Source organism: Persicitalea sp. (assembly GCF_041751555.1).
Lineage (GTDB): Bacteria > Bacteroidota > Bacteroidia > Cytophagales > Spirosomataceae > Persicitalea.
Genome location: NZ_JBGSXF010000179.1, coordinates 1 through 11,892 on the forward strand (window position 1 = coordinate 1; position 11,892 = coordinate 11,892).

At 51.4% G+C, this 11,892-nt stretch carries 14 protein-coding genes; 3 read left to right on the plus strand and 11 right to left on the minus strand.

Going from position 1 to position 11,892, the window contains the following annotated elements; translation table 11 throughout:
• From leuB to ACEW8P_RS06250, 9 genes are all read right to left on the minus strand, one after another.
• On the minus strand, nucleotides 1-1,010 hold a 1,010-nt coding region (gene leuB / locus ACEW8P_RS06210), incomplete at its 3' end, for a 3-isopropylmalate dehydrogenase (RefSeq protein WP_373512232.1).
• A 57-nt stretch (nucleotides 1,011-1,067) separates the two neighbouring features.
• A complete protein-coding gene (locus tag ACEW8P_RS06215) occupies nucleotides 1,068-1,436 on the minus strand; it encodes a four helix bundle protein (protein ID WP_373512233.1) in 369 nt (122 codons plus the stop codon).
• Between the two features lie 54 nt (nucleotides 1,437-1,490).
• Entirely contained in the window at nucleotides 1,491-2,984 is a 1,494-nt protein-coding gene (locus ACEW8P_RS06220) for an alpha-isopropylmalate synthase regulatory domain-containing protein (RefSeq protein WP_373512234.1), read from the minus strand.
• A 120-nt stretch (nucleotides 2,985-3,104) separates the two neighbouring features.
• Complete coding sequence (leuD, locus tag ACEW8P_RS06225) at nucleotides 3,105-3,701, minus strand: 3-isopropylmalate dehydratase small subunit (protein ID WP_373512235.1); 597 nt, start codon at nucleotides 3,699-3,701, stop codon at nucleotides 3,105-3,107.
• Nucleotides 3,702-3,731: 30 nt separating this feature from the next.
• Nucleotides 3,732-5,129 (minus strand): 3-isopropylmalate dehydratase large subunit, encoded by a 1,398-nt coding sequence (gene leuC, locus ACEW8P_RS06230; protein WP_373512236.1) that lies wholly within the window; start codon nucleotides 5,127-5,129, stop codon nucleotides 3,732-3,734.
• Nucleotides 5,122-5,376 carry a DUF86 domain-containing protein gene (locus ACEW8P_RS06235; protein ID WP_373512245.1) on the minus strand — a complete coding sequence of 85 codons (255 nt, stop codon included), beginning with the start codon at nucleotides 5,374-5,376 and terminating at the stop codon, nucleotides 5,122-5,124. The genes leuC and ACEW8P_RS06235 overlap by 8 nt, the downstream gene beginning before the upstream one ends.
• A gap of 88 nt (nucleotides 5,377-5,464) precedes the next feature.
• A complete protein-coding gene (locus ACEW8P_RS06240) occupies nucleotides 5,465-5,791 on the minus strand; it encodes a nucleotidyltransferase family protein (RefSeq protein WP_373512237.1) in 327 nt (108 codons plus the stop codon).
• Nucleotides 5,792-5,912: 121 nt separating this feature from the next.
• Nucleotides 5,913-6,758, minus strand: a complete 846-nt coding sequence (locus tag ACEW8P_RS06245; RefSeq protein ID WP_373512238.1) for an N-acetylglucosamine kinase — start codon at nucleotides 6,756-6,758, stop codon at nucleotides 5,913-5,915.
• Nucleotides 6,755-6,982 (minus strand): cytochrome b5 domain-containing protein, encoded by a 228-nt coding sequence (locus ACEW8P_RS06250; RefSeq protein ID WP_373512239.1) that lies wholly within the window; start codon nucleotides 6,980-6,982, stop codon nucleotides 6,755-6,757. Before ACEW8P_RS06250 ends, ACEW8P_RS06245 begins: the two co-directional genes overlap by 4 nt.
• A 141-nt stretch (nucleotides 6,983-7,123) precedes the next feature.
• Between ACEW8P_RS06250 and ACEW8P_RS06255 the strand changes: the two genes are divergently transcribed.
• Both ACEW8P_RS06255 and thiL read left to right on the plus strand, forming a co-directional pair.
• Complete coding sequence (locus ACEW8P_RS06255; protein ID WP_373512240.1) at nucleotides 7,124-7,570, plus strand: hypothetical protein; 447 nt, start codon at nucleotides 7,124-7,126, stop codon at nucleotides 7,568-7,570.
• Between the two features lie 152 nt (nucleotides 7,571-7,722).
• A complete protein-coding gene (gene thiL, locus ACEW8P_RS06260; protein ID WP_373512241.1) occupies nucleotides 7,723-8,739 on the plus strand; it encodes a thiamine-phosphate kinase in 1,017 nt (338 codons plus the stop codon).
• Here thiL and ACEW8P_RS06265 read toward each other — a convergent pair.
• Nucleotides 8,736-9,803: a mannose-1-phosphate guanylyltransferase gene (locus ACEW8P_RS06265; protein ID WP_373512242.1), complete on the minus strand. Its 1,068-nt coding sequence runs from the start codon at nucleotides 9,801-9,803 to the stop codon at nucleotides 8,736-8,738. The genes thiL and ACEW8P_RS06265 overlap by 4 nt on opposite strands.
• Before the next feature lie 44 nt (nucleotides 9,804-9,847).
• Nucleotides 9,848-10,906, minus strand: a complete 1,059-nt coding sequence (locus ACEW8P_RS06270) for a DUF3089 domain-containing protein (protein WP_373512243.1) — start codon at nucleotides 10,904-10,906, stop codon at nucleotides 9,848-9,850.
• 135 nt (nucleotides 10,907-11,041) lie between these two features.
• On the opposite strand from ACEW8P_RS06270, the gene ACEW8P_RS06275 reads away from it, so the two are divergent.
• On the plus strand, nucleotides 11,042-11,892 hold an 851-nt coding region (locus ACEW8P_RS06275), incomplete at its 3' end, for a carboxypeptidase-like regulatory domain-containing protein (RefSeq protein ID WP_373512244.1).

Here is an 11,892-nt window from a genome sequence, read left to right on the forward strand (position 1 = left end):
GTGTTGGCGTCGGCGATGTCGCGGGTGCGGATGCCTGATTTGAGGACCTGATCCACCGCGTTGATGATCGCATCGGCTTCTTCTTTCAGGCCGAAGGAAATATCCAACAACAATGCCGCCGAAAGTACCGAAGCCATCGGATTGGCCAGCCCTTTGCCCGTAATGTCGTGGGCCGAGCCGTGGATAGGTTCGTAAACACCCGTGCCGTCGCCAATGGAGGCCGAAGCCAACATCCCCATCGAGCCCGCGATCTGGCTGGCTTCATCGGTAAGTATATCGCCAAAAAGGTTAGCCGTTACGACCACGTCGAAGCGGCGCGGGTCTTTGATGAGCAGCATAGCGGCCGAGTCCACGAATTGGTGTTCCACCGTTACTTCGGGGTATTCCTTCGCCACGCGCTGCACGACTTCCCGCCACAGGCGGCTGGTTTCAAGGACGTTGGCTGTGTCCACCGACATGAGTTTCTTGCCGCGCGTCATGGCGGCGTCGAAGGCTTTGCGGGCGATACGCTCTACTTCGTACACGCTGTATTGTGCAATGTCGTAGGCGGTGTTACCATCGTCCTTCCGGCCTTTTTCTCCGAAATAAATATCGCCCGTCAGTTCGCGGAAGAAGAGAATGTCGGAGCCTTTGAGTATTTCGGGTTTGATGGAGGAGGCCGACAGGAGTTCGTCAAATAACTTGATGGGCCGCAGATTGGCGTACAAGCCCAGTTCCTTTCGCATCCTAAGTAGTCCTTGTTCAGGACGTACTTTCGCGCTCGGGTCGTTGTCGTACTTTGGATGTCCCACGGCCCCAAACAGCACCGCATCGGACGCCCGCATTTTCTCTAGCGTCTCTTCGGGTAACGGATTTCCCGTCGCTTCGATCGCCGCGTGGCCGATTAGAGCCTCGTCGTAGGTGAATTCGTGGTTGAATTTTTCGGCAATTTTTTGAAGTACTTTTTTACCAACGGCCGTTACTTCCTGGCCAATTCCGTCGCCGGGGACTACTAGAATATGTTTTTTCATGGGGAGTTTTAAAGAAGCAAAGCGACAAAGCCACAGAGCCACAAAGTGAATTTGATTTTATTCTTTGTTTTTTAGTTTCTGGATAAAACTCGACATCATTCTTTCAACTTCCCGGCTCTGACCGTGTAGTTCATCGAAATCAAATTTAGATAGATAATTAAGATTCATCCCAATTTCAAGTTGAGTTTGCAGTTCGAAAAGTGACCCGAAGGAGATTTGTAAAAACCGAAGATAATCGCCTGTGCTTCTTCGGCCAAAGCCTTCAGCAATATTACTGGGTATTGAAACAGCAGACCGTCGAATCTGGGAGGTCAAGGAAAAGCGTTCTGATTCAGGAAAGGATGTACTTAGCTTGTAAACAGCCGTTACTAACAGCATCGACTTTTGCCAAATCAGCAAATCTCTAAACGTTCTGACTTCTGCCATCTTGATTAAAATTTAACTTTGTGGCTTTGTGGCTGTGAACCCCTTGTCGCTTTACTACAACAGATTCAGCATCTTCTGAGTAGCCTGAATCGCCGATACCGTCTGATCGGAGTCCAGCCCACGCGTTTTCACATCACGCTCCCCGATCTTCCAAGTAATGATCGTTTCACACAGCGCGTCCGTCTTGCCGCCCGGTGGGATGCGCACGGCGTAGTCGGTCAGCATGGGTAGTTCGCTTTCCAATTCGGCGTATATTTTCTTCAAAGCATTCATAAACGCATCGTACTGCCCATCACCCTGGGCGCTTTCTTCAAAGGTTTCTTCCCCGATCCGTACCTGCAAGGTAGCCGAAGGTTTTAGGCTTTTGGAATGCGTCAGCACGTAGTTGAGCACCGTCACTTTTTCTTCGATCGCCTCGCTGTCCAGCACGTCGGAAATAATGTAGGGCAAATCCTCCGGCGTGACGACTTCCTTGCGGTCGCCGAGTTGGATGATGCGTTGCGTGACTTTCTTCAACTCCTCGTCGCTGAGGGTAATGCCCAGGTCGCGGAGGTTGTTCTCGATATTGGCCTTACCCGAGGTTTTTCCCAAAGCGTAGAGTCGCTGTCGCCCGAAGCGCTCCGGCATCAACTTGCTGTGGTAGAGGTTGTTCTTCTTGTCACCATCGGCGTGAATGCCCGCCGTCTGGGTGAAGACGTTCTCGCCCACCAGCGGTTTGTTAGAAGGAATGCGAACGCCCGAGAAGGTTTCGACCAGTTTACTGACCGGGTACAGTGCTTTTTCAATCACCGAAGTGTGTACCTCCGGCAGAAAATCATTCAACACCGCGATGGTACTTGACAAAGGTGCGTTCCCTGCCCGCTCGCCCATGCCATTAACGGTCAGGTGCAGACCGTGCGCCCCGGCTTTGACGCCTTCCAGCGCGTTCGAAACGCCCAGATCGTAGTCGTTGTGGGCGTGGAAATCGAAATGCTGATTGGGGTAACGATCGACGATGGATTTAACAAATTCGTAAGATTCGTCCGGCGTAAGAACTCCCAGCGTATCGGGTAGCATAATCCGCGCAACGGGCTGCGTCGCCAGAAAATCCAGCGCTTCGAAGACGTATTCGCGTGAATTGCGCATCCCGTTGCTCCAGTCCTCCAGATATACATTGACCACGATGCCCTCCCGCTGCGCCCGCTCGACTACCTGCTGGATGTCTGCAAAGTGCTGGGCAGGCGTTTTTTTGAGTTGGTGCGTCAGGTGATTGAGGGAGCCTTTGGTCAGCAGGTTCATCACTTTCGCTCCGGCTTTCTGCATCCATTGGATGGACGCCTCGCCGTCTACGAAAGTCAGTACCTCGATTTTGTCCAGAAAACCGTGTTGCGCGGCCCAATCGGTGATTTTCTTCACAGCCTGAAATTCCCCGTCCGACACGCGAGCGGAGGCGACTTCTAGGCGGTTTACCTTTACTTCCTGCAACAACAACTGCGCTATGGTCAGCTTCTCGGCGGCGGAAAATGATACGCCGCTCGTCTGCTCCCCGTCGCGCAGGGTCGTGTCCATTATTTCAATTGATCTCATAGTGGCTTTCAGCCGACGTTAGACTTTGGACCGGTCCGCCGGTGCGGTTGGATATTAGATTTCTCAGTGTCCAGAATCCAAGGTCCAGCGTCCAACGTCCATCTAATACATACTCTGCTCCGCGAACGCGCCGATTTCCGGCTTCATGGCGCGAAGGTAATCGATATCGTCATAGCCGTTCAGCAGGTTGTGCTTTTTATAGCCGTTGATGTCGAAGGGTTCCTGCTCGCCTGTGGCCAGGATCGTGATGGTTTGGTCGGGCAAGCTTACCTCCAGTTTCGCGTCAGGATCTTGCTCGATCGCCTGGAATATTTTGTCCAAAAACTCCGCTGTTACGGTCACGGGCAGCAGACCTACGTTGATGGCGTTGTTTTTGAAAATATCGGCAAAAAAGCTCGACACCACACATCGGAAGCCGTAGTCGTACAGCGCCCAGGCAGCATGTTCGCGGCTGGAACCGCTGCCAAAGTTCTTGCCACCGACGAGGATCTTGCCACGATAGATCGGGTTATTGAGGACGAAATCCGGCTTGGGGCTATCGTCTTTGTTGTAGCGCCAGTCACGGAAAAGGTTATCGCCGAAGTTTTTGCGCTCGGTTGCTTTCAGGAAGCGGGCGGGGATAATCTGGTCAGTATCCACGTTCTCGATAGGCATCGGAACGGCGGAGGATTGGAGGGTTGTGAATTTGTCGTAGGCCATATTTTTGATTTTTACCGCTAAAAAGATTTCTTAAAGAAATTGCCGTGGATCGGTTACTGTCCCCGTCACTGCTGCAGCAGCAGCCACAAACGGACTCGCCAATAAAGTCCTTGCTCCCGGTCCCTGCCGCCCTTCAAAATTTCGGTTAGAGGTACTCACCGCATACTTTCCCGCCGGTACTTTATCGTCATTCATTGCCAGACAAGCCGAGCAGCCCGGTTGCCGCAACTCGAAACCTGCTTCCGTCAGCACATCCAGCAATCCTTCTTCCTTAATCTGAGACTCCACCACATGCGAGCCAGGGACCAGCCAGGCCGTGACGCCGTCGGCTTTCTTACGACCCTTCACAATCGACGCGAAGGCCCGGAAATCCTCAATGCGGCCATTGGTGCAGCTCCCCAGAAATACGAAGTCGATGGGCTTACCCAGCATACTATCTTTTTCAGCAAAACCCATGTAGTCCAGCGATTTGGCGTAAGTACTTGCGCCACCTTTGGCTTGTTCGGCCGTAGGGATATGACGCGAAATACCCGCCCCCATACCGGGATTGGTACCGTAGGTAATCTGGGGTTCGATGTCATCGGCATCGAAGGTGTATTCCGAGTCGAACTCCGCGTCGGCGTCGGTTTTGAGCGTTTTCCAATAAGCCACGGCCTTATCCCAAGCTTCGCCTTTGGGTGCTTGCTCACGGCCCTTGAGGTAGGCAAAAGTCTTTTCGTCGGGGGCAATCATCCCGCCGCGCGCGCCCATCTCGATGCTCATGTTGCAGACCGTCATGCGAGCTTCCATACTCATGTCCTCAAATACTTCGCCCGCGTATTCCACGAAATAACCCGTGGCCCCGCTGGCTGAAATTTGCGAAATGATGTATAGCACAGCGTCCTTCGATAACACACCCTTACCAAGTTTGCCGTTAATCGTGATCCGCATTTTTTTCGCCTTGGGCTGCATAATGCACTGCGTGGCCAGCACCATTTCTACCTCCGAAGTGCCGATGCCAAACGCAATGGCCCCGAACGCGCCGTGGGTAGAAGTATGCGAATCACCGCAGACGATTGTCATCCCCGGCTGGGTGATGCCGTTTTCCGGGCCGATGATGTGGACAATGCCATTTTTAGCGTGGCCCAACCCCCAAAACGAGATGCCGTGTTTGGTCGTGTTGTCGGCCAGCGCCTGCAACTGATTGGCTGACAGTGGGTCAGCTACGGGTAAGTGTTGATTAATGGTCGGCGTGTTGTGGTCGGCGGTGGCGAAGGTACGCTCTGGGAAAAGTACCTCCGCACCCCGGCTTTCGAGGCCATTGAAGGCCACCGGGCTAGTGACTTCATGGATGAAGTGGCGGTCGATGAACAGCACGTCGGGGCCGTCCTCAATGTGGCGGACGACGTGGGCGTCCCATACTTTGTCGAAAAGGGTTTGGTTATTCATTGTTTCTCAGTTTATTTTTTTCTTTTTCGATGATTTTATCAATCCAAATTTTTGAAAAAGGAATATCGTCTTGAAGAATATTCCACAATATTTCAAAATCCACTCCCCAGTATTGATGTATCAGTACGTCTCTCAATCCAGCAAAGCCTTTCCAATCTATTTCAGGATAATCGCGTCTTATTTTGTCGGGTATTTTTTTAGAAGCTTCGCCAATGATTTCTAAGCTTCGTACAAAAGCGCGATTCAGAACTGCATTACCTTCCTATTCATCAAAAGTCAAATCCTACGAATGCTCAATCAGAAAATTGATTTCGCTACGAATGTGTTCGAGAAACTCAATCAGAGAAGGAGACATATTCTATTTCTTTGGTGACTTCTCTCTTTACGAAATCAGCTAATCCCATCCAAGTGACCAACTGGACTTTTCTGGGTATTAAGTCCTGTAAATAGTAGCTTAGGTGAACCAGGTTTTTGAACGTCTTTTTACCGTCTTCAAATTCTACTAATAAGTCCACATCACTATCATCGTTTTGTTGGTTTCGTGCAAATGAACCGAACAACCCGATTTTAGCTGCGCCATACTTCTGTATGTCCAGCCTGTGTTGGATTAGCAGATCAAGTATCTGGCCTTTGCTATGAACAGTTTGAGACTTTTGTGTCATCACTTACTGTGTTTCTCTATCACTTTGCAAATTTCTACTTTTCTCTTTGTCTCTCCATAGCGCAAAACGCCCAAAGAATAGCGATTTTGGCTTTCAGCCGTAAAAATACCTAAATAAACAATCAGCCCGCAATATGGTACCGTGCCAAGCCCAACATCGGGCTTTTCTGAATTGATCCCAGCTGCAAACCTTTCTTAACCATCGCTTCCTTCAAAACAGATTCAAAGTAATGCGCGACCGATCCCGTAAAATGTAAGGGCAACGCACCGGAACCGGGATGCCTCACTACATAAATATCGAGAAAAACGTGGAAGGCGTCTTGAACAAGGTTACGGATGAACGGGCGATCCAAGTACTGGCTTAAGAAAGGGGCGAAGGTGGCGAAGTAGCGATTGGGAAACGGCTGTTTGTAAGCCCGATCCAGTATGGACAGACGTGCGACATCGGGATAGGAAGTTCGGAAAGCTTCGTAGATTTCGGTGGGCAGTTCACCGTGCAGATAGTGCGTCACGAGCCGCTTGCCGAGGTAGCCGCCACTGCCCTCGTCGCCCAGCCAAAAACCCAGTGAGCCGATGTTGTTGACGATTTTCTCGCCGTCGTACAGGCAGTTGTTGGAACCCGTCCCGAGAATGCAGGCAATGCCCGGCTGGCGACCGCACAGTCCGCGGGCGGCGGCCAGTAGGTCGCTGTGAACCGCGATGGTAGCGTCAGGAAAACCATCGGTAAGGGCGTCACAGGCCGGACGGCTGGTCTTTTCGTCGGCGCAGCCCGCGCCGTAAAAGTGAACTTCCCGCACCTGGCCGCTTACCTTTGGGACTACTTCATTGCGCAAGCCTTCCGCAATAACTGCCTGGGTCTGGTAGAAAGGATTAAAACCGACCGACGCGAAGCGCGTGATTTGCTGGCCGTCTTCATCGAGGAGTAGCCAGTCGGTTTTAGTAGAGCCACTGTCAGCGAGGAGAATCATTTGATGGTTCCTATAATGGTAAATTTTTTAAAAACCTTTTCGGTGTGCGGGGCGTCGGGTAGTTCGTCGGTGAGATCCTGGCCGGCCCAATGCTCGTAGTGCTTGCCGTCGCGCCAAAGCCGCGATTCCGACACGTCGTATATTTTGCCTTGGTAGGCGCACCATATTTCCTCACGATCCTGGCCGTTGCGGAGAGAAAGCTGGGCGCGGGTGTATTCTTTCATAGAGGATGATGCCGTTTTTTTGATATAATCCCGGTAAATGTAGAAATTGTGGCCGGGTTTTTGGATAATCTTGCCCGATGGATATAATCCCAAACAGAATTTTCGTTCTTTTGAAAAAATAATGTGGTCACCGAAAATATCATGAAAAAAATTCAACCTATTGTATGGAGTTTGTTCTTGGCTGTCGGCTTATTGACGCTCGGCTGCAAGAAGAAAGTACCACCGCTAACCGAGCGCATCGCTAAGGTTTGGTCCGCCAACACCATCAAGGAAGGCAGTACCACAGTGTACACCAAAGGCGGAGCAAGCAACGCTAAGCCTGGTTATTCTAATTACAAGCTGGCAATAAATCAGGATGGTACCGTCACCTACACTGAGTTCGACGGTAACACTTTTACGGGCCAGTGGGAGCTGAACGGCGAAAGCAAGCTGATTCTGAAAAACCTGAATCCGCAGCCCACGGGCACCAATGGCACCATTGAGTTCGACATCACTTCCTTTGAGGACGGCATGATGACGCTTACCCGCACTACGTCCAGCGTGAAGACGGGCGGCACTATTAATCAATACACATTGTCGAATCCTTAATTTAATTGACAGTTGACAGTTGACACCGGGTCGCCGTTGCGATCGACAGTTCCTCTAGGAGCCGATTCGTCAGCGAGTCGGCTTCTTCGTGTTTTAACTACCTTTGTGCCTTTGCCACTTTGAAACTCTGCTACTCTGCCACTTTTAAAAAAATGACCCGCACCGAAATAGCTTCTCTGGGCGAATTTGGCCTGATCGACCGTTTGAGCCAATCTTTTACGCCCGCTTTACCTGATACCATAAAAGGAATCGGTGACGATGCGGCTGTCATCGACTTAGGCGAAGAGTATGGTTTGCTCAGTAGCGATTTACTGCTGGAAGGTGTTCATTTCGACCTGAGCTTTTTTCCGCTGAAACATTTGGGCTATAAGGCCATTGCGGTCAACGTGTCCGATATTGCGGCCATGAATGGCCAGCCGGGACAGGTGACGGTGAGCCTGGCAGTTAGCAATCGGTTCTCGGTGGAGGCGCTGGAGGAACTATATGATGGAATGCGGGCCGCTTGTACTGATTTCCGGGTCGATTTGGTGGGTGGCGATCTGTCGTCGGCACGCTCGGGGCTGCTGATTTCGGTCAGCGTGTTCGGCAAAGTGGCGAAAGACAAGATAGTGTATCGCAATACTGCCCAGCCCAATGATTTGCTCTGTGTCACAGGCGACCTGGGCGCGGCTTACCTGGGTTTGCAGATTCTGGAACGCGAAAAACAGGTTTTCCTGGCTAACCCCGACATGCAGCCCCAATTGGAAGGCCACGATTACGTGGTACAACGGCAACTCAAACCCGAAGCCCGCATGGATGTCATTTACGAACTGGCTGAAGCGGGCGTAGTGCCGAGCGCCATGATTGACCTGTCGGACGGGTTGGCCTCCGACCTGCTGCACCTGTGTAAGGCGTCGGGCATGGGTGCAATGGTGTTCGAGGAAAACCTACCCATCGACGAACAAACTTACCTTGCCGCTACCGAACTCAACCTTAGCCCTGTCACAGCAGCGTTGAATGGCGGCGAAGACTATGAACTGCTGTTCACTGTGCGCCAGGCGGATTACGACAAAATTAAAAACAACCCAAAAGTCAGCGTCGTTGGCTTTGTCACCGATCAGTCGGCGGATGTCACGCTTTCGATGAAGTCCGGCAGCAAGGTGCCGATCACGGCGCAAGGATGGAGCTAACTATACTGCACATCCACCGCTTTCGCTTCGGCGACTAATTCCTTCACTTTTTGCTCGTCATCTTTACGGCAGATGAGCAGCACGCCGTCGTACTCGGCCACGATGAAACCTTCGAGACCATTCACTACCAGTAATTTGTCTTTTGGTGTTTTGATAATGCAGTCGCGGGTATCGTGCAACAATACTTGGCCTTCGACAACGTTTTCGTTCTCATCTTTTTCCGAGATCTCATACAGCGATTTCCAGGTCCCCAAATCAGACCAGCCGAAGCTACTGAGCACTACATGAACATTGTCGGCCTTTTCCATAATGCCATTGTCAATAGATACGCTACCGCAGTGGGAGTATATTTTGTTGATATAGGGACCCTCGCTGGGCGTGTAGTAATGCACTTCCCCGTCTCCGAAGAGTTCGGCTAATTCCGGCATGTGTTTCTTGACCGCCTTTTTCAACGTCTGCACATTCCACACAAAAATTCCTGCGTTCCAGACGAAATCCCCGCTCTCCAGAAATTGCTCGGCCAGTTCGAGGTGAGGCTTTTCGGTGAAGGTTTTCACCTTCTTCACCGTCATCTTATCGGGAATGTACTGGATATAACCGTAGCCCGTATCAGGGCGGGTAGGCTGAATTCCCAGCGTCACCAGCACGTCGTTCAGGCGTGTCGCGCCGAGGGCTACGCGGATGGTATCGCGGAAAGCTTCTTCTTTTAATATAATATGATCGGCGGGGGCCACGATAATGTTGGCTTCAGGATTGCGCGCGCCGATCTTGTAGCTGGCATAGGCGATGCAGGGGGCGGTGTTGCGGCGGTGTGGTTCGAGCAGGATTTGGTCGTCGGTTAGGAGCGGGAGTTGCTTTTTTACCAGGTCTTTGTACTCGCTGCTGGTAACGACATAAATATTTTCTGTGGGGCAGATGCCTTCGAATCGATCGGCGGTTTGTTGCAGCAGGGACTTTCCGGTACCCAGCACGTCGTGGAATTGTTTGGGGAAATTGGTGCGGCTGAAAGGCCAGAAGCGGGTCCCGACCCCGCCCGCCATGATAATGACATAAGTATTTTGCATGAAGGTATTAGCTATGTGGATGAAGTTTCATGTTTAAAACAAAGCTACTGCTTTTCTTTACTGAAAAAGGCGTCGATTCGTGTCTCGACATTTTGGCGCACATTGCCCCAAAACAGGTTGATGTCGGCGTTGTGCCAATTCTGGTTGCTAATGAAAGTCCGTCCTTTGACGTAAGGTTTATTAATCCACAGCAAGCCCTCTTGGCACTGGGCGTCGGCGAGATGGGGATAGTAGGTGTAATTTAGGCCCACTCCGCCCACATTTTCTTTTTGTGAAACATAGGCACCGTTCGTTTGCCACGAAAGTGGATTGGTACAGACGGCGGTATTCACTTCATTGCGGTGCCACTCGGGGTAGTAGTTTTTGGCAAAAGTCCGCCACGACACGAAGCAGCGGATCTGATCAGGGGCATTGCCAGGCAGAATCGTTGCGAATTCGTCCGGCTGCACAGCCATGCCGATGAGGTAAGCTACCACGAGTTTGTCGCCTAAAGGTTTCTCGTCAAAAAACTCCTTCAATAGCCGGATGGCGTGCAGCGTACCCTGGCTGTGGGCAGCGATGACGATGGGGCGACCTTGATTATAATGTTGTAAGTAGTATTCGAAGGCACTCTTTACGTCCTCATAGGCGAAATCCAGCGCCTGGGCTTTGTCTTTTTTGTTGGGAGTAAGAAAAGCATAAAAGTGTGCCTGCCGATAGCGGGGCGCGTAAACCCGGCACGAACCATTAAAAACCGAAGCCTGGTTGAGAATTGTACTTTCATCGGTAGCGCTGTTTAAAGCGGAGTCAGCCAAGCTAGCGTTCCATGGATAGGGGCTTTCGGGTGCCTGAACATAGGTAGTAGGATAGATGAAGAAAACGTCCGCTCGGGCGTTGATTTGCTGGTCTTTGAAATTAGAGCGCAACGGTACCTGATCGGCGGCGTCTGATGTTCCGGGTAAGGCTGTCCATGCGTCTTCGTGTTCGTAGTTTGGTAGATGATTCGGAGTAGGTGGTGCGTAAGGAACAGATATGACTGCCTGACCACAAACACGTTTTCCCGGCCAGAAAGTTAGGCAAGTCAACGAAACAAACAGCAATGCTAGGCGAAGGGCGCAATCCATTTTGGATTATTTAAATGTCAAGACAAGATAAATTGTGATTATTTTAATAATATCAAGAAAAAATTGCAGGGGGGCGTTACTATTCCATAATATTACGTTCAAATTAAATTAAAAACATCAGCCCATTAAAAGAACATGAACAAATTATTTACACAAAAAGCCCGGTTAGCTACCTCGCTGCTACTCGTACTCACACTTGGCCCGTTAGCTTTCGGTCAGGACATAACCACCAGGGTAGCTGGGAAAATAACGGACGCCACCACCAAAGACGGCTTGATCGGCGTGAGTGTCCAGGTGAAAGGAAAAGTGATCGGCACCATTACCGATGGCGACGGGAAATTTGAATTCAATACGACCACCGCGCCGCCTTTTACGCTGGTCATTACCTCGGTAGGTTACGAAACCCAGGAAGTAGCCGTGAGCAGTAACCAGACTAACATCAACGTCAGCCTGGCCGAGCAGGCTATTATGGGTCAGGAGGTTATCATATCGGCCTCGCGGGTGGAGGAAAGTATTCTGCAATCGCCCGTGGCGGTGGAGCGCATGGACATCAGGGCGATCCAGAACACGCCCGCCGCCAGCTTTTACGATGGCCTGGCCAACCTCAAAGGTATCGACATGACCACGCAGGGACTACTGTTTAAGTCCATCAACATGCGGGGCTTCGGCGCGACGGGCAACCCGCGCACCGTGCAGATGATCGACGGCATGGACAACTCCGCGCCGGGCCTCAACTTCCCGATCGATAATATCGTGGGTATTCCCGAGCTGGATCTGGAAAGCGTGGACGTGCTGCCGGGCGCAGCTTCGGCCCTCTACGGTCCTAACGCCATCAACGGCCTGGTGCTGATGAACAGCAAGAGCCCGTTCCTGTACCAGGGACTTAGCGCCCAAGTCAAAACGGGCGTGATGAGCGCCAGTAACCGCGACGTGGTCACTACGCCTTTCTATGATGGCAGCATTCGCTACGCCAAAGCTTTCAACAA

Bases quoted from the DNA above. Each gene is read 5' to 3' on its own strand.
- ACEW8P_RS06215 (WP_373512233.1), bottom strand. From the start codon at position 1,436: ATGGCAGAAGTCAGAACGTTTAGAGATTTGCTGATTTGGCAAAAGTCG.
- ACEW8P_RS06220 (WP_373512234.1), bottom strand. From the start codon at position 2,984: ATGGACACGACCCTGCGCGACGGGGAGCAGACGAGCGGCGTATCATTT.
- leuD (WP_373512235.1), bottom strand. From the start codon at position 3,701: ATGGCCTACGACAAATTCACAACCCTCCAATCCTCCGCCGTTCCGATG.
- leuC (WP_373512236.1), bottom strand. From the start codon at position 5,129: ATGAATAACCAAACCCTTTTCGACAAAGTATGGGACGCCCACGTCGTC.
- ACEW8P_RS06240 (WP_373512237.1), bottom strand. From the start codon at position 5,791: ATGACACAAAAGTCTCAAACTGTTCATAGCAAAGGCCAGATACTTGAT.
- ACEW8P_RS06245 (WP_373512238.1), bottom strand. From the start codon at position 6,758: ATGATTCTCCTCGCTGACAGTGGCTCTACTAAAACCGACTGGCTACTC.
- ACEW8P_RS06250 (WP_373512239.1), bottom strand. From the start codon at position 6,982: ATGAAAGAATACACCCGCGCCCAGCTTTCTCTCCGCAACGGCCAGGAT.
- ACEW8P_RS06255 (WP_373512240.1), top strand. From the start codon at position 7,124: ATGAAAAAAATTCAACCTATTGTATGGAGTTTGTTCTTGGCTGTCGGC.
- thiL (WP_373512241.1), top strand. From the start codon at position 7,723: ATGACCCGCACCGAAATAGCTTCTCTGGGCGAATTTGGCCTGATCGAC.
- ACEW8P_RS06265 (WP_373512242.1), bottom strand. From the start codon at position 9,803: ATGCAAAATACTTATGTCATTATCATGGCGGGCGGGGTCGGGACCCGC.
- ACEW8P_RS06270 (WP_373512243.1), bottom strand. From the start codon at position 10,906: ATGGATTGCGCCCTTCGCCTAGCATTGCTGTTTGTTTCGTTGACTTGC.